Source organism: Methylobacterium gnaphalii (genome assembly GCF_007992215.1).
GTDB lineage: Bacteria > Pseudomonadota > Alphaproteobacteria > Rhizobiales > Beijerinckiaceae > Methylobacterium > Methylobacterium gnaphalii.
Genome location: NZ_BJZV01000019.1, coordinates 36,837 through 52,492 on the forward strand (window position 1 = coordinate 36,837; position 15,656 = coordinate 52,492).

Below are 15,656 nucleotides of genomic sequence, written 5' to 3' on the forward strand. Positions count from 1 at the left end.
TCGGATGCAGCTCTCGCATGAAACCAAACCTTTCCACTCGCATTATTCCTGCTGCGTTCGAATTCTAGGCGGCGCGGGGGCGTCTGTTGAACAGTTTCTTTCTGACGAAGACCGAGTTCGACGAGCGCAGCTTCGGATCGACTCTCGACCCTCTTTTGCACGGCGTCGCACAGGGGCTCGCCCGTCTGTTTCCACCCATCGAGATCGCCTGCTCGACCGACCGGCAGGAAGTGTCCAGCCTGCATCGGGCGGAGGATGAACTCACGGATGAGTAGGGGGCAGAGATGAGAGCCGAGCTGATCGACCAGCACATCGCCGCCATGACGGCGGCGAGCACCAACCTGCTGCGCCAGATGCAGGATGAGGGCCTCGACTACACGCTCAACGTCCGGCCCACTGATACGGCGACCATGCATGTCAGCGTGCGCGACCTGACCCCCGACATCGAGAACCGCATTCGCCGCTGCCTGCTCGGCACCGGGATGCAGGTCGCGGTCAGCGAAGCCTGACACTGTCGTTTTCGTCGGTTCGGCCCTATCTCCGCTCCAACCTTCAGTATTGAGGAAGAGCGCAGATGCCCAAGGCGATCCGGGTTCACGAGTATGGCGGCCCCGAGGCGATGTCCTATGAGGACGTGCCGACCGCGGAGCCGGGTCCTGGCCAGCTCCGCATCCGCCAGACGGCAATCGGGGTCAATTTCATCGACGTCTATTTCCGCAAGGGCGCCTACAAGGCGGCCTCGCTGCCCTTCACCCTCGGCAAGGAGGGTGCCGGCGAGGTTGCAGCGATCGGCGAGGGCGTCACCGGTTTCCGGGTCGGTGAGCGCGTCGCCTACGCTGGCGCCGTCGGCACCTACGCCGAGGAGGTGATTGTCGAGGCGGCGGGCACGGTGCACGTGCCGGACGGCGTCAGCGACGAGACCGCCGCTGCGATGATGCTGAAGGGCCTGACTGCGCAATACCTCCTGCGCCGGACCTATCGGGTCCAGAAGGGCGATACGATCCTGTTCCATGCGGCCGCCGGCGGCGTCGGCCTCATCGCCACGCAATGGGCCAAGCATCTCGGCGCCACCGTGATCGGCACCGTCGGCTCGCAGGAGAAGGCGGAGCTCGCGCGCGCGCACGGCTGTGATCATGTGATCCTGTACCGCGACGAGGATTTCGCCGCTCGGGTCAAGGAGATCACCAAGGGCGCGGGCGTCCCGGTCGTCTATGACGGTGTCGGCAAGGCAACGTTCCCGGCTTCGCTCGACTGCCTCAGGCCCTTCGGCATCTTCGCGAGCTTCGGTGCCTCCTCTGGCCCGATCGATGCCTTCGACATCGGCATCCTTGCCCAGAAGGGCTCGCTCTTCGCGACCCGGCCGACGCTGTTCACACACATCGCCACGCGTGAACTCCTCGACGCCAACGCGGCCGAGCTGTTCGACGTCGTGAAGAGCGGCGCGGTGAAGATCCCGATCCACTCGCGTGCCCGGCTCGCGGACGCCGCGCAGGTGCATCGCGATCTCGAAGCGCGCAAGACCACGGGCTCCACGGTGATGATCCCGTGATCCAGGGACCACCGGATACCGGGATCCTGGTGTCCTTGCAGGACCGTTCTCGGTGATGAGGTTTTCGAAGGCGGACGTCCTCGTCGTGATGGATGTCCAGTCCGACTTCCTCCCCGGCGGGGCCTTGGCCGTGCCGGATGGTGACGCGGTCATCGGGCCGATCAACCGGCTGGCCCGCCACGCCCCGCATGTCGTGCTGACGCAGGACTGGCATCCGGCCGACCATGCCTCCTTCGCCTCGCGCCACCGGGGCAGGGCGCCGTTCGAGACGATTCGGATGTCCTATGGCGAGCAGGTCCTGTGGCCGGATCACTGCGTCCAGGGCTCTCCAGGGGCCGACCTGGCACCGGGCCTGGAGGTGGCGCGAGCGGACCTGATCCTGCGCAAGGGGACCCACCCGGGCGTGGACAGCTACTCGGCCTTCCTCGAAGCGGACGGGACGACACGCACGGGACTCGCCGGCTACCTGCGCGAACGCGGCCTGACCCGCCTCGTTCTCACCGGCCTCGCGACGGATTTCTGCATCCTCTGGACGGCGCTCGACGCCCGCAAGGAGGGCTTCGCAGTCACCGTCGTCGAGGATGCGGTGCGCGGGATCGACGTCGCCGGTTCGGTCGAGCACGCCTGGGCGGCGATGCGCGAGGCAGGTGTCGAGCGGATCGACAGCCGCTCGATCGAGGCCTGACAGGATCCTGTCGTCACAGGATTGCCGGCCGATTACCTGCCCGTGATCCAGGGATCACGGGACGGGTCCGCTACACCGCGATCCCGTGCAGGTCGTAGGCCTCGGCCCGCTCGATCTTCACGGTGACGATGTCGCCCGGCCGCAGGGGCCGTCGCGAGGCGACATGAACCGTGCCGTCGATCTCGGGCGCGTCGGCCTTCGAGCGGCCCTTGGCCACCGTCGGCCCGCTCTCGTCGATGATCACCTGCAGCCGTTTGCCGACCTTGGCTCGCTGCAGCTTGAGCGAGACGCCGTTCTGCGCCTCCATGAAGCGCCGCTTGCGCTCGGCCTTCACCTCGGGCGGCACCTGCACGCCGACGTCGTTCGCCGTGGCGCCACGCACCGGCTCGTACTCGAAACAGCCGACGCGCTCGAGCCGCGCTTCCTTGATCCAGTCGACCAGCTCGTCGAACTCCGCTTCGGTCTCGCCGGGAAAACCGACGATGAAGGTCGAGCGGATCGCCAGATCCGGGCAGATTTCGCGCCAGCGACGGATACGATCGAGCTGCTTCTCCTGGTTGCCCGGCCGGCGCATCCTCTTGAGAACGCTCGGAGATGCATGCTGGAGCGGCATGTCGAGATAGGGCAGCACCTTGCCCTCCGCCATCAGCGGAATGACCTCGTCGACATGGGGGTAGGGGTAGACGTAATGGAGCCGGACCCAGGCTCCGAGTTCACCGAGCTCCTTGCTGAGATCATAGAAGCGGGCGCGCACGTCGCGGTCCTGCCAGCGGCTCGCGGCGTAGCGGGTGTCGATGCCGTAGGCGCTGGTATCCTGCGAGACCACCAGCAGCTCCTTGACGCCGGCCTTCACCAGCTTCTCGGCCTCGCGCAGCACGTCGGCCGCCGGTCGGCTGACGAGATCGCCCCGCAAGCTCGGGATGATGCAGAAGGTGCAGCGGTTGTTGCAACCCTCGGAGATCTTCAAATAGGCGTAGTGCCGCGGCGTCAGCTTCACGCCCTGCGGAGGGATCAGGTCGAGGAACGGATCATGGGCAGGCGGCACCGCCTCGTGCACGGCCGCGACCACGGATTCGTAGGCCTGAGGGCCGGTGACGGCGAGAAGCTGCGGATACTTTTCGCGGATCTCCTCCGGCTGAGCCCCCATGCAGCCGGTGACGATGACCCGGCCGTTCTCGGCCATGGCCTCGCCGATGGCCGAAAGCGACTCAGCCTTGGCGGAATCCAGGAAGCCGCAGGTGTTGACGATCACCACGTCCGCCCCGTCGTGGCGGCGCGCCAGTTCGTAGCCCTCGGCCCGCAGATGCGTGAGGATCCGCTCGGAATCGACCAGCGCCTTGGGGCAACCGAGCGAGACGAACGAGATCCGCGGCGCGGCCTTCGTCCCGGCATCCGGGGTGACGGATTGGGCAATGGCAGTCATGACGTCTCGAACGGCAAGGCGACGAGAGGCAGCCGGGCGGCCGCGTGAATCTCGGGCGGGAAAGGATGCCGGGGGTATAACCGGCCAGAGCGCGCGATGCGAGCCTGACGCGGAATGGCGTCTGGCGGTTTGAGTGAACGGACAAAAAGGGTTTTGACGGTGCGGCGCTCAGCCAGCAGCTGGCTTGCGAGCGCTCGGACGCCCGAACGGCACAATAGACCTCTTTTATTTGAATAGCTTATAGGAGCTTTCTAAGTTTTCTTCTGAAGCTCGGATCAGCCCTCTGTCTCGTGACTCATGTCGTGGCTGCAGACGAGTCGCATCATCCCGGAATTGACGGGATGCGTGTCGGCGCGGTTGGTGCTTGGAACGTCAACGAGCGCGAGACGCGAAAACACCTCCTCCATGGTCTGGACCCGCGAGATCCCATCCATCGATCCGATCGTGGCGGCGGCGCGCCTGTCACGCCTGCCCGGGCTCGCCTTTCTCGACAGTGCCATGCACCACCACACGCTGGGTCGTGTCTCCGTGCTGGCGGCCGATCCCTTCGCTCGTTTCCGTCTGCGTGAAGGCTACGCCACCCTCGATGGCAGGCCGCTCAATGGCACACCGTTGGAGGCCCTGCGTGCCTGCCTCGCGCCCTACCAGTTGCCGCCCATGCCGGACCTTCCCGGCTTCCCGGGAGCGGCCATCGGCTATTTCGCCTACGATTTCGGCCGTGAACTGGAGCGGGTCGTACCGCCCCCTCGTCGAGCTGGATTGACCGACGACATCGCGCTCAACCTCTACGACACACTCCTCGTCATCGACCACGGGCGCGACCGATGCCTGTTGGTGGCCACCGGCTTTCCGGAAACGGAGGCAAAGGCCCGCGAGGCTCGGGCGCAGAGCCGCCTCGATGCCTTCGCCGATGTGCTCGAGACGCGAGAGCCCGCCCCGTCCGGAGTTCCAGCCACAGCCGCGCTCTCATGGAACTCGAACTTCACGCGGCAAGCTTATGAAGCCGCTGTCGAAAAGGTTCGTGCTTATATTCGTGCCGGCGACATCTATCAGGCCAATATCGCCCAGCGCTTCAGCGCCGATCTGCCCCCGGCTTTCGATGGGTTCGGGCTCTATCGGCGGCTGCGCGAGACCAATCCCGCCACCTTCGGTGCCTATCTCGCCTTCGATGACCTCACCGTCGCCTCGAGCTCACCGGAGCGGTTCATCACGCTGCGCGGCCGGCATGTCGAGACGCGCCCGATCAAGGGAACGGTCCGCCGTGTCGCCGATCCGGACGAGGATACCCGCCTGGCCCGAGCCCTTCAGCAGAACCCGAAGGAGCGCGCCGAAAACATCATGATCGTCGACCTGCTGCGCAACGATCTCTCGCGCATCTGCGAACCGCGCAGCGTCCATGTGCCGGTCCTGTGCGGTCTGGAATCCTACGCCTCGGTTCACCATCTCGTCTCGGTGGTCACCGGCACTCTGCGGGAGGGAGCCGACGCTCTCGACCTCATCGCAAAGACTTTTCCGGGCGGCTCGATCACCGGCGCGCCGAAGCTCAGGGCCATGGACATCATCACCGAGATCGAAGGCGATGCGCGCGAGCTGTATTGCGGCGCCATCGGTGCCATCGGCTTTGACGGCTCGATGGACACCTCCATCGCCATCCGCACCGTATTCATGGACCGGCACCAGGCCGTGCTCCAGGCCGGCGGCGGCATCACGCTGTTGTCGGAGCCCGGTCCCGAATACGAGGAGACCCTGACCAAGGCCGCCCGGGTCTTCGCCGCCTTCGAGCCCGACGAGGTGGCCGCGCCATGATCCTTGTCATCGACAATTACGACTCCTTCGTCTTCAACGTGGTCCGCTACTTCGAGGAACTCGGTGAGACGGTCGAGGTCGCGCGCAACGATGCGCTCTCGGTGTCCGAGATCCGCGACGCCGTCCCCGACGCCGTCGTGATCTCGCCCGGTCCCTGCACGCCTGCCGAAGCAGGCGTTAGCCTGCCGGCGATCCGTGAGCTGTCGGGCGCCGTGCCGATCCTCGGCGTCTGCCTGGGCCATCAGGCCATCGGCGCTGCTTTCGGGGGACGCGTCGAGCGCGCGATCCGCCCGCTCCACGGCCATGCGACGCCGATCCACCACGACGGAACCGGGCTGTTCTCGGGCCTGTCCGACCCGATGGCGGTGGCACGGTATCACTCGCTGATCGTCGCGCCGGAATCCGGCATGGAGCATCAGCTCGCGATCGACGCCCTTTCCGCCGAGGGCGAGATCATGGCCCTCTCGCACCGTCGGCATCCGACCTGGGGCATCCAGTTCCATCCGGAATCGGTGCTCACCGAGGGCGGCCACGCGATCTTCTCCAATTTCCTCCGGCTCGCCCGCGCCTGGCGGGAGGGCAGGGGCCGGATGCCGGAGCGCGTGTCGCGGCCCCTGGATACCCATGCTCTGGTATGACGGCCGGATCGTCGAGGGGCCCGTCCCCTTCGACCTCGCCGATCGTGGCCTGCTGCTCGGCGACGGGATGTTCGACACCGCGCTCGCTCTCGACGGCCGGATCGTGTTCGAGGCGGCCCATGTCGCCCGCCTCGTCGCAGCCGCCGAAACGCTCGGCTTCTTGGTCGACGCGCGCGTCATCATTGAGGCCATGCGCGCGGTTGCCGGTGCGGCGCCACGCGCGGCGGTTCGGACCACCGTCACGCGCGGAGCCGGTCCGCGCGGAATCGCGCCGCCTGCCGAACCGCGCCCCCTCGTCTTTGCCAGCGCGGCCGCAGCGAATCCCGGCTTCGCCTATGCGAGTCTGCGTCTCCAGGTCTCGACGATCGCGCGCAATGAGACCTCACCGGCCTCTCGCACCAAGACTCTCGGCTACCTCGACGCGGTGCTGGCCGCCCACGCTGCCCGGGCCGAAGGCTTTGACGAGGCCTTGTTTCTCAACACGCGGGGGCGCGTGGCCTGCGCGGGAACGGGCAACGTTTTCGCCGTGATTGATCGGCAACTCGTCACGCCACCCGTCGAGGAGGGCGTTCTGGCGGGAATCGTACGCGCGCTGCTTCTGGAGCAGGCTCCGAGCCTCGGCCTACCCGTTCAGGAGAGGGCGCTGAGCCTCGATGAGCTTCGGCAAGCCCAAGCCGTGTTCGTGACCAACTCCTTGCGCCTGCTCAGTCCGGTTGCGGCGATCGGTGACCGGTCATGGCCTGATGACGAGGATGTCACGACAGCCCGCTGCCGCGAGCTGATCGCGCGTGCCGTCGCTGCCGCTCAGGCTTGAGGTTTCGAAGAGCTAAGGACGGATGAACCACGGGTGCGAACCCGCGACACGTGCCCAGATGCGCTGGGCGATGATCACGGCCTGAGCCGCCAGGCCGAACCGGGTGCTGAAGCCGCATCTCGTGATGGCGGCGACGGGTCTGTGTGAGACCGTGGGCGCCATCGCCCTGGCGAGCCCGATCACAGGTTCAGCCGATCCTCTGATCCCTTGATGCAAGGATCAGGGGACAAGGTCGCTGCCAGCGTGATTCGCCGAGCCTGGAGCCGTCAGGGTTCCTTCCGTTTAACAGCCTGCCAGGCCGCTTCCATAACGGGGAGGGCGCTCGATGACAGCGAGTGGCCCTGCCCTGCGAGATGCTCCGCCATCGCCTCGAACCGGCGCTCGAACTTGCGGGTGCCTCGCCGGAGCGCCTCCTCCGGGTCGACGCCGGCATGCCGGGCCAAGTTCGCCACCGAGAACAGAAGATCGCCAATCTCCTCGGCGACGGCCTCCGGGTCGCCCTGCCCCAGGCTCTCCTCGACCTCGTCAGCCTCTTCCCGAACCTTGGCGATCACGTCCCTCGCATCCGGCCAATCGAATCCGTAGCTGGCGGCCTTTCGCGAGATTTTTTCCGCGCGGGTGAGAGCCGGCAGCACCAGCGGGACCCCATGGAGGGGTGACTCGCGTCTCGGGATGCTATTCCGCCGCACCTTCCCGGCGCGTTCCTCAGCTTTGATGCGCTGCCAAGCCAGATCCACCGCATGCGCGTCATAGACCCGCTTGTCGGCCGGTACTGGGTTGCCCTCGGTGTCGAAGATGTGCGGGTGCCGGCGGATGAGCTTGGCAACGATGCTCTCGACAACGTCCGCGAACGCGAATTTTCCGGCTTCCTCCGCCATCCGAGCCTGAAAGACCACCTGCAGCAGCAGGTCCCCGAGCTCGTCGCGCAGGTCGTCGTCATCCGCCCGATCGACCGCATCCGCGACCTCGTAGGCCTCCTCGATCGTGAAGGGCACGATGCTGGCTGGAGTCTGTGCGACATCCCAAGGACAGCCCCGAATCGGATCACGCAGCGTCGCCATCAGCGAGAGCAGGCTGTCGATGGATGCGTTGGGCATGGGTGGTCGTACCGCTTTCGTTCCAGAAGGTATCTCTTCGGCTCTCGCGCCTGTTCAGACGCTTATGCCTTGAGGCGTGGGATAACTGCCCCTGGATCTGTGGATAATTCCAATTATTCCATACAATCCTACGGCAATTCGCCTGTTCGCTACGAAGAACAGATTGCGCACCCTTTAGGAAATATATCAGACCATGATTTAGGAGAGTCATTTCAGCAGGTTATATGACTACCCGGAAAATCAATCTGGATCAGAGATTTAGAGCCGGTTTAGGTATGGGATTCTGCGTGGGGGCGCATTGGATTCTGCGTGCAGACGTATTGAATTCTGCGTGTCGGTTTCCCTCAGTCGCATGGGATTCTGCGTGGTGGTGCATGGAATTCGGCGGGGAAAATCACGTGAGGCTGTGCATTCCGGGGATCATGGCGATGGGGCGCCCCGTATTGAACTCTGCGTAAGGCCCGAGGCCGGGTCTTCGCCGCATCGAAATCTGCGTGCCGTGTCTTCGTGCAATTGCCTGGGGATTGCCGGCATTGAGATGCGGGGAAAGCCGGGATAACCCGGATCCGCCACAGGACTCCGCGGTTACGAATCGTGCGACATCCGCTGCCATCCCCATCCGGCCTCGGTCGACTGATGGGGCAGGGTGGCGGGGACGGGGATCGCGGAACGGGAATGTCGGGGCTCGAGCAGAAGATCGATCAGATCCGGGACACGGATCTGCGCGCCGAGCTCGAGCAGGCGCGTGGCGGATTCCTGTTCGCTCAGATCGTCGAGCACATCCTGTTCCGCCAGCGCGAGCGGGATGAGCAGGCGGCTGCCGAGGCCACGCAGAAGAACCGGCGCGACGGCATGGGGCGCGACCAGCGCCGGCGCGATGCCGTGCGTGAGGTCATCGAGAACGAGCCTGCGGCGCCGGAGAACCTGCAGCACATCCACTCGGTGCTGGCGCTCTGCGGCCTGCCCTACCGCGATCCTGGCCCCGTGCGGGAGGTGGTGCGCGAGTATGGCCGCAACTCACTGAGCCTCAGTGCCGGCCGGCTCAAGAACCCCGTTACGGGTGAGATGGAGGCGCAGGGGCTTCCCTTCGGGCCGAAGGCGCGCCTCCTGCTGCTGCACCTCTGCACGGAGGCCGTGCGCCAGCGCAGCCCCGTCATCGCCGTGGCCGACAGCCTGTCCGGCTTCATGCGCGAGATGGGTTTCGCCGTGACCGGCGGCGAGCGTGGGACCATCGGTGCCTTCAAGGAGCAACTGAATCGGCTTGCGGCCTGCTCCATGCAGATCGGCCTCTGGGACGGCCGCGAGAGCGCCTCGACGCTGACCGTCCCGCCCTTCCGCCGGCTCGATCTGTGGCGACCGCAAGGGGCAGGGGAGGTAGTCTGGCAGCGCGAGGTGCAGTTCCACCAGGACTTCTACGAGAGCCTGATCAAGCACGCCCTGCCCGTCGATATCCGTGCGGCGCGGGCGCTGTCGGGGTCGGCGCGCAAGCTCGACCTGCTGTTCTGGGTCGGATACCGGCTGCGGGCGCTGCAGCGTCCGCTCAGGCTCACCTGGGACAACCTGCACAAGCAGTTCGGGGCGGACAACGCCAGCCAGCGCAGCTTCCGCCAGGCCTTCAAGGCCGATCTCGCCGGAGTGCTCGAGGTGTTTCCGCGCCTGCCGATCAGCCTTGATGAGCGTGGCATGCTGCTCAACCCAGCCGATCCGAGCGCGCTGATCGTCCCGCCGAAAGCAATCGGAATAGCTCGGAAGAAGCGTAGCGCAGCCTGATTTTTCTCGGAATACCGGGGCTCCGTTCGTGCGCATCAGCGTGATGATACAGCTGCTCACCCGTGACAACATGACGTGCGGCTGCGGGCTGGCTCGCATGGGAGCGGGATATCGTCTGCCAGCGGAATATTCCATCTATTATTCCGAATATGGAATAAAACGGAATTTTGGAAATACGGGAATGGCTGGACGGAATAAGAATATTCCATTAGTGGATGGGTGAGGATCCTGGAACGGCGGTGATCCGAACGAGGAGATCGATGCGCCATGGTTCTGTCCGAAGCGGAGGCCGAGGCACAGCTTTTAGCCCTGCACCGGCAGCGTGAGGCACTCGATCGCGCCATCGCGGATCTAACGCTCTATCTCGAACTCGGCCGCCGACTGACCAAGGAAGCCGGCTTGGGCAACGCTCCGGCCCCCGGTCCGGCCATGGCCCCCGGCGATGTCCCGCTGGGCCAGGGCGGCGGGCGATGGAACCACGACACCGATCCGCATCGGGCAGACCTCGCGTCGCACCAAGCCCCACCGGAGCGGCACGTCACCGCTCCAGGCCGGGCGCCAGCGACACCCGATCCCAGGATCATGCCCAGCCCCGCCCCGGTTGGCGCGTCGGGTTCACCTCCGGCAGGGCCGCCGGCGGCGGGCGCTCCTCACCCGGTCGAGGGCGCCCTTTCGGAAGGCGTGCTCGCTCGCCGCTACGGTCGCGCGCTGATCGAGGCGGCCATTCAAGCCCTGCGCGAGGCCGGTCGGCCCCTCCATGCCAGCGAGATCCTGGCCGTGCTTACCAGCCGGGGTTTTTCCCTGCCTGGTCATGATGCCGTCGCCGCACTCAACACACGCCTCTGGAAGCGGTCTGGACCCGGAGGCCCGCTCGCGCGGATGGGCGATGCGGTCTATGCCCTGGCCGAAGCGGGGGGCGAGGCGTGATGCACCGCGCCGGCCCGACGCACTGTAAGAACGGCGTGAGCAGGGCTGTCTCCTCGCCGGCCAGGGAGAGCAGCGCCGGAATCCCGGCCTGAACCTCTTCGGTCGTCACACCTCCTTTCCTTCCGCGACCTGGCATCTGCGAATTGACTGCGGGCCGCGAAGGCCGGATCAACGCGGGGATGCGTCGCCCGCGCGGTGACAAGACGGCAGAAGACGAGACGGGATGGAACGGGAAGACGCCTGGCGGCAAACCGATCGCTTGCAGACCGAGACCGGCAAGGGCGACCCCTTCGCCGCCGCCGTGCGCGGCACGCGCATGCCGATGATCATCACCGACCCGCGCCAGCCCGACAATCCGATCGTCTACGTCAACGACGCCTTCCTCGGCCTGACCGGCTACGGGCGCGACGAGGTCATGGGGCAGAACTGCCGCTTCCTGCAGGGAGCGGACACCGACAGGGCGGCCGTACAGCAGATCCGCGAAGCGGTCGAAGCGAACCGCGACATCTCCATCGACGTGCTGAACTACCGCAAGGACGGCACGCCGTTCTGGAACGCGCTCTACATCAGCCCGGTCTCGAACGAGGCCGGCGAGGTGCTCTACTTCTTCGCCTCGCAGGTCGACGTCACCGACCGCATCGATGCGCATCTGAAGACGTGGAGCGAGAAGGAGCATTTCGAGCGCGAGGTCGCCAAGCGCACGCGCGAATTGAGCGAGGCGCTCGCCGCCAAGACCATGCTGCTCCACGAGGTCGACCATCGGGTCAAGAACAACCTTCAGATGGTCGCCTCGCTGCTGGCCCTGCAGACGCGCACCATCACCGATCCGGCGGCGCGGGAGACGATGGAGGGCATGCTCAAGCGTGTCGAGGCGCTCGGCACGGTGCATCGCCGGCTCTACCAGTCGAACGATCTCGAGCGCTTCGATGTGACGGAGTTCGTGCGCGACCTTGCCGGTGACCTGGTGCGCGGGCTCGGGCGCGGCGACATCCGGCTGCATTTCGACGTCGAGGCCGTCGAGGTGCCCGTGGCCAAGGCGCCGCCGATCGCGCTGATCCTGAACGAGCTGATCACCAATGCTCTCCGGCACGCCTTCCCCGATGGACGGCCGGGACGGCTCTCGATCGCGGTGACGCCCGGCGAGGCCTCCTTTGCGATCCAGGTCAGGGATGACGGTGTCGGGATGACGGATCCCGCCCCGGCTTCCGGACGGCGCTCCTTCGGCAAGCGGCTGATGGAAACCCTTGCCCGCCAGTTGAATGCCAGTATCACATGGCGGGCTGCCGATCCCGGCACCGTCGTCCATATCAGTCTGCCCCACGACGCGGCAGTCCATTCGGAGCCCAGGTGACCGAGCCTTTGAGGGTCCTGCTGGTCGAGGACGAGGCCCTGATCCTGATGCAGCTCGAGATGCTGCTGGAGGATGCCGGGCACAGCGTCGTCGGCACGGCCATGACTGCGTCTGCCGGTTCGGCGCTGCTGCGCGAGACCCGGCCCGAGCTGGTCTTCGTCGACCTGCGGCTGGCCGAAGGGTCCTCCGGTCTCGATGTGGCGCGAACCGCGAGCGATCTCGGCGGCATCGCCTGCGTGTTCATCACCGCCAATCCGCGCCAGCTCGGCGATGACCTTGCCGGTGCCGCCGCGGTGATCGCCAAGCCGTTCTCGGGCGGTGTCCTGGAGGACACCCTGGCCTTCCTCGAACAGGCCCTGCGCCGGCCCCCGCCGTCCCTCGCCGTGCCGCACGGCATGGTGCTGGCGCCGGCATTCCTGGCGAATTGGGCGCCGGCGGAGGGATAGGGCCTACGCTTTCAGTCTCACATCCTCTGGACGGGGTGCGTCCGGGCGAGCCCAGTCGGTGGGCGGGCTGATCAACGTAATCTTGCGGCGGCGCGAGCGGCGGCTGATCTCCGAGATGCGACAGACCAGCCGCACGGAGGTCTGGGCGGACAGGCTCAAGGCCGGACGCCTCGGCATCAGGATGTAGAGGTAGACATCGTCGTAGGGCTGGCCCGAGAAGCGGGCATTCGAGCCGTCGAGGTCGCGGGCGATGTTGACGCGCCGGCCGAGAGCGGTCCGGTCTGCTTGAGCGCGCTTGTGCCAGGGTTCGGAGGCACTCTTGTCGATCCAGGTCTGAGGTGCGAGGCGGCCGGCGCCGGGCTTCTTCAAGACCACGCTCTTGAGACGGCACTTGTGCCGCTCGACGTCGTGCAGGCGCAGGCGGAGGCAGCGGAACGGCCCGTCGTCGAGATAGTCGGCCCAGGTCAGCGACCAGAGCTGCTCCTCCTCCGCCAATGCCTTCCGGCGTGCCTGCGCGTCGCGCCGGAAGGCGAGCACGAAGGTGGCGAAGCTGGAGAGGGCTGCCACCCACAGGAGGATCCAGGCCGTCAGACTCGATTCGCCGAAGGGCACGGGACCTCACGCGTCGACGCGGGACAGGATGGGAAACCTATCGGGCCAGCGAAGCGGCGCAAGACCGAGCTGCGCACGGTTCGAAATCGGGGGGAAGGTGTGGCTCCGCCGTCATCGCTTCGGCTCTGCGCGCAATGACGGCTTGATCAATACTGGATCGTCGCCCGCATCCCGACGACGGCGGCATTCTTGACCCGGCCGAGTTCGGGATAGCGCGGATTGGCAATGCCGCCACCGGGATGCAGGATCAGCTGGGCGTCCGGCTGCACCGTGAAGCCGGGGACCACCAGGGCCTGGTAGGTCGCCTCGAGCACCGTCTCGCCGCGCCGGCGCGGCATCGGCATGCCGGTATAGGCGATGGTGTCGGCATCGGCCCGGCGTGCGTCGTCGCTGATCCGGGCATGGGCCAGGCTGAGGCCAATCGTGTCGTCGTCGCGGCCCTCGAACAGGCCTTTATAGGCGAGGCCCGTATCGACATAGGCGTCCACCAAGCTGGAGCGGGTCGGCGAGTAGGCAGCGCGCACGAAGAAGCCCAGGCCCTCGTCGTCCTTGTTGGTCTCGCGATACAGCGTCTGGTCCCAGATCGCGTAGATGCCGGCATTGCCGCGCAGGGGCCGGCCGATGCCGGTGGAGTTCGGAGCGGCCAGCGGCACGCCGTTGGTGTCGAAGCGCAGGGAATCGAAGCGGCCGAAATGCTGCCAGCCGCCCAGCGTGATGTCGCCGGGCAAGCCCTTGGCATCCTTGTCGGTGTTGTAGGCGTAGGTGGCCTCGGCGATGACGAGCGCCGGGTCGCGCGTGCGGAAATTGGTGCCGGTGCGGTCGAGGCGTTGCGCGTCCGGATCGTCACCGGGGCGATTGGCACCGGCCGGGTCGCCGTCGTAGATCCCCGCCTGCAACGAGAAGCCGCCGCCCGGCACGTATTTGGCGCGAACCGCCGGGGCCGCCAGCGGATAGGCCGGCCCGTCGCTCGGCAGGTTGAGCCCGGTGATCGCCGGCCAGCCGAAGGTGGAGTTCACGAAGAGCGTCGCCGTCTGGCTGACGAAGAATTCGGTATCGGCCGCCTGCTGGCCGATACGCAGGCCGAGCTTGCCGTCCATGAACTGCTGATCGAACCAGAGCACGTAGAGCCGGCTGGAGGGCAGGGCCTCGATCACGCTCGTGGTGAGCAGGTTGCCAACGTAGTAACGCGACAGCCCGGTGCCGTGGATGAAGTAGGCGTTGGCGTGGATTGTCGCGCCTTCCCAGCCGACGAGCTTCTGCAGGTTCAGGTTGAGCCGGAGATTCAGGCGATCCTCGGCGATCGCGCCCTGACGGATGCCGCCGACCGGGTTGCCGAGGAAGTCGGCGATGTAGGTCAGGCTGTACTCGATGCCCTTCTCCTTCAGCACCGGGCGGATGCCGAGGGGATCGCCGAAGGGTCCGAGGGAGGGCGCGATCGAGCGGACATAGCCGCCCGAGGCCTGGCTGGTCGATTCAGGCTGCGAGACCGAGATGCGCGGGTCGCCGCCCGCGCCTTCGAATTCCTGCGCTCGCGCCGGGCAGGCGAGGGCGGTGGCAAGCAGGAACACCCCCGAGAGGTGGCGCAGCACGGTCGTCCCCGGCAACGTGACTCGGGGCGGACGTTAAGGCGAGGTGAGGATCGTGGCCAGGGCTACGGAGGCGGCACGCGCCGAGACCGGCGGCTTGCGGCTTTTCTACCGCAGTCCGGCCGAGGCGTCGGCCTCGCGCCGCGCCGGACGCGTCCAGACCGGCTTGCCCGGCAGGTGCAGGGGAGCGGCCGCGCTCACGTCCGAGCCGATGATCGAGGTGATGCGGGCGGTGCGGCCGGCAAAGCCCTGCCCGCTCTTCGACGAGCCCTTGGCCGCGAGCACGGCGGCCGGATCGACGCTCTGAGCCAGAACGGGGGAGGCGGCGAATGCGGCGCCCAGAACGCCGAGCGCGGCGAATGCAGTGACGGACCGAACGACCATGGCCGAAATCCCAATACGAACCGCGCTGCACCCGGCAGGCGGCACGTCCCCTCGTGCAGGAACCTAAGCCTTTCCGCCCTGTTCGGATGTGCGATTTCGCACGACTTCACAGACGAGGACTTTGACTTGGTCTCATGTGCGAAACTGCACGACATTACGGCGAGACGCTGCCCATCTCACGGTCTCACCAAGAAGACACGGCCCCCGATATTTGACGGAGACCGCGCACAAACGACAAGGAAGATGACCATGAACACGCGTCTCGCATCCATCGCCGCTGCCCTGGCTCTCGGCCTGGCAACTCCCGTCTCGGCCCTCGCACAAACCTATATCGCGCCCGCCGGATTCCCCCTCGCCGCGGTGGAAGCCGGCCCCGGCTGGCAGCCGCGCTCGGCCGATCTCATCGCAGCGCGCGTGCGGGGCTACGATTCCTCGGCCAAGGGCGGCAACGCCTCCCAGCCGGAACGGGCCTTCCCGCAATACGGCACCACCTCGGGCGGCCCGGCCTACTGAGCGCTCACGGAGTTCACACCGAAAACGGCGGGACGAGGGTCCCGCCGTTTTCGTA

The 15,656-nt window shown here is 66.6% G+C and carries 17 protein-coding genes; 12 read left to right on the top strand and 5 right to left on the bottom strand.

What is annotated here, in order from left to right:
• Positions 1-86 precede the first annotated feature (86 nt).
• From MGN01_RS23630 to pncA, 4 genes are all read left to right on the top strand, one after another.
• Complete coding sequence (locus MGN01_RS23630) at positions 87-275, top strand: hypothetical protein (protein ID WP_170246019.1); 189 nt, start codon at positions 87-89, stop codon at positions 273-275.
• 9 nt (positions 276-284) lie between these two features.
• Positions 285-509, top strand: coding sequence for a hypothetical protein (locus MGN01_RS16380; protein WP_147047894.1), 225 nt, complete (start codon positions 285-287; stop codon positions 507-509).
• A gap of 65 nt (positions 510-574) precedes the next feature.
• A complete protein-coding gene (locus MGN01_RS16385; RefSeq protein ID WP_147047895.1) occupies positions 575-1,549 on the top strand; it encodes a quinone oxidoreductase family protein in 975 nt (324 codons plus the stop codon).
• 55 nt (positions 1,550-1,604) lie between these two features.
• Positions 1,605-2,234 carry a bifunctional nicotinamidase/pyrazinamidase gene (pncA, locus tag MGN01_RS16390; protein WP_147047896.1) on the top strand — a complete coding sequence of 210 codons (630 nt, stop codon included), beginning with the start codon at positions 1,605-1,607 and terminating at the stop codon, positions 2,232-2,234.
• A 70-nt stretch (positions 2,235-2,304) separates the two neighbouring features.
• On the opposite strand, the gene rimO is transcribed toward pncA, so the two are convergent.
• Positions 2,305-3,657, bottom strand: a complete 1,353-nt coding sequence (gene rimO, locus MGN01_RS16395; RefSeq protein WP_147047897.1) for a 30S ribosomal protein S12 methylthiotransferase RimO — start codon at positions 3,655-3,657, stop codon at positions 2,305-2,307.
• A gap of 405 nt (positions 3,658-4,062) precedes the next feature.
• Between rimO and pabB the strand changes: the two genes are divergently transcribed.
• The 3 genes from pabB to MGN01_RS16410 are packed head-to-tail and all read left to right on the top strand — an operon-like array spanning position 4,063 to position 6,915.
• The gene (pabB, locus tag MGN01_RS16400; protein ID WP_147047898.1) at positions 4,063-5,463 is read left to right on the top strand and encodes an aminodeoxychorismate synthase component I; all 1,401 of its coding nucleotides are present in this window, start codon (positions 4,063-4,065) and stop codon (positions 5,461-5,463) included.
• A complete protein-coding gene (locus MGN01_RS16405) occupies positions 5,460-6,101 on the top strand; it encodes an anthranilate synthase component II (protein WP_147047899.1) in 642 nt (213 codons plus the stop codon). Before pabB ends, MGN01_RS16405 begins: the two co-directional genes overlap by 4 nt.
• Positions 6,088-6,915, top strand: coding sequence for an aminotransferase class IV (locus tag MGN01_RS16410; protein ID WP_147047900.1), 828 nt, complete (start codon positions 6,088-6,090; stop codon positions 6,913-6,915). Before MGN01_RS16405 ends, MGN01_RS16410 begins: the two co-directional genes overlap by 14 nt.
• A gap of 266 nt (positions 6,916-7,181) precedes the next feature.
• On the opposite strand, the gene mazG is transcribed toward MGN01_RS16410, so the two are convergent.
• Positions 7,182-8,012 carry a nucleoside triphosphate pyrophosphohydrolase gene (mazG, locus tag MGN01_RS16415; RefSeq protein WP_147047901.1) on the bottom strand — a complete coding sequence of 277 codons (831 nt, stop codon included), beginning with the start codon at positions 8,010-8,012 and terminating at the stop codon, positions 7,182-7,184.
• A gap of 675 nt (positions 8,013-8,687) precedes the next feature.
• On the opposite strand from mazG, the gene MGN01_RS16420 reads away from it, so the two are divergent.
• The 4 genes from MGN01_RS16420 to MGN01_RS16435 all read left to right on the top strand — a co-directional run bounded on the left by MGN01_RS16420 (position 8,688) and on the right by MGN01_RS16435 (position 12,506).
• Positions 8,688-9,782, top strand: a complete 1,095-nt coding sequence (locus MGN01_RS16420; RefSeq protein ID WP_147047902.1) for a replication protein RepA — start codon at positions 8,688-8,690, stop codon at positions 9,780-9,782.
• Positions 9,783-10,049: 267 nt separating this feature from the next.
• Positions 10,050-10,709: a hypothetical protein gene (locus tag MGN01_RS16425; protein ID WP_147047903.1), complete on the top strand. Its 660-nt coding sequence runs from the start codon at positions 10,050-10,052 to the stop codon at positions 10,707-10,709.
• A gap of 223 nt (positions 10,710-10,932) precedes the next feature.
• On the top strand, positions 10,933-12,060 hold the full coding sequence (locus MGN01_RS16430; protein WP_147047904.1) for a histidine kinase dimerization/phosphoacceptor domain -containing protein: 1,128 nt from the start codon (positions 10,933-10,935) through the stop codon (positions 12,058-12,060).
• Entirely contained in the window at positions 12,057-12,506 is a 450-nt protein-coding gene (locus MGN01_RS16435; protein WP_147047905.1) for a response regulator, read from the top strand. Before MGN01_RS16430 ends, MGN01_RS16435 begins: the two co-directional genes overlap by 4 nt.
• 3 nt (positions 12,507-12,509) lie before the next feature.
• Here MGN01_RS16435 and MGN01_RS16440 read toward each other — a convergent pair whose 3' ends face one another.
• From MGN01_RS16440 to MGN01_RS16450, 3 genes are all read right to left on the bottom strand, one after another.
• Positions 12,510-13,073 carry a hypothetical protein gene (locus MGN01_RS16440; protein WP_147047906.1) on the bottom strand — a complete coding sequence of 188 codons (564 nt, stop codon included), beginning with the start codon at positions 13,071-13,073 and terminating at the stop codon, positions 12,510-12,512.
• A 191-nt stretch (positions 13,074-13,264) separates the two neighbouring features.
• Positions 13,265-14,722, bottom strand: coding sequence for a carbohydrate porin (locus MGN01_RS16445; RefSeq protein WP_373319202.1), 1,458 nt, complete (start codon positions 14,720-14,722; stop codon positions 13,265-13,267).
• A gap of 90 nt (positions 14,723-14,812) precedes the next feature.
• Positions 14,813-15,088: a hypothetical protein gene (locus tag MGN01_RS16450; protein WP_147047907.1), complete on the bottom strand. Its 276-nt coding sequence runs from the start codon at positions 15,086-15,088 to the stop codon at positions 14,813-14,815.
• A 249-nt stretch (positions 15,089-15,337) separates the two neighbouring features.
• Here MGN01_RS16450 and MGN01_RS16455 point away from each other — a divergent pair, with 249 nt between their 5' ends.
• Positions 15,338-15,601, top strand: a complete 264-nt coding sequence (locus MGN01_RS16455; RefSeq protein WP_147047908.1) for a hypothetical protein — start codon at positions 15,338-15,340, stop codon at positions 15,599-15,601.
• The last annotated feature ends 55 nt before the right edge of the window (positions 15,602-15,656 follow it).

Coding starts and splice junctions, on each gene's coding strand:
- MGN01_RS16385 (WP_147047895.1), top strand. CDS start 575: ATGCCCAAGGCGATCCGGGTTCACGAGTATGGCGGCCCCGAGGCGATG.
- MGN01_RS16405 (WP_147047899.1), top strand. CDS start 5,460: ATGATCCTTGTCATCGACAATTACGACTCCTTCGTCTTCAACGTGGTC.
- MGN01_RS16450 (WP_147047907.1), bottom strand. CDS start 15,088: ATGGTCGTTCGGTCCGTCACTGCATTCGCCGCGCTCGGCGTTCTGGGC.
- pabB (WP_147047898.1), top strand. CDS start 4,063: ATGGTCTGGACCCGCGAGATCCCATCCATCGATCCGATCGTGGCGGCG.
- MGN01_RS16420 (WP_147047902.1), top strand. CDS start 8,688: ATGTCGGGGCTCGAGCAGAAGATCGATCAGATCCGGGACACGGATCTG.
- MGN01_RS16455 (WP_147047908.1), top strand. CDS start 15,338: ATGAACACGCGTCTCGCATCCATCGCCGCTGCCCTGGCTCTCGGCCTG.
- rimO (WP_147047897.1), bottom strand. CDS start 3,657: ATGACTGCCATTGCCCAATCCGTCACCCCGGATGCCGGGACGAAGGCC.
- mazG (WP_147047901.1), bottom strand. CDS start 8,012: ATGCCCAACGCATCCATCGACAGCCTGCTCTCGCTGATGGCGACGCTG.
- pncA (WP_147047896.1), top strand. CDS start 1,605: ATGAGGTTTTCGAAGGCGGACGTCCTCGTCGTGATGGATGTCCAGTCC.
- MGN01_RS16430 (WP_147047904.1), top strand. CDS start 10,933: ATGGAACGGGAAGACGCCTGGCGGCAAACCGATCGCTTGCAGACCGAG.
- MGN01_RS16425 (WP_147047903.1), top strand. CDS start 10,050: ATGGTTCTGTCCGAAGCGGAGGCCGAGGCACAGCTTTTAGCCCTGCAC.
- MGN01_RS16380 (WP_147047894.1), top strand. CDS start 285: ATGAGAGCCGAGCTGATCGACCAGCACATCGCCGCCATGACGGCGGCG.
- MGN01_RS16410 (WP_147047900.1), top strand. CDS start 6,088: ATGCTCTGGTATGACGGCCGGATCGTCGAGGGGCCCGTCCCCTTCGAC.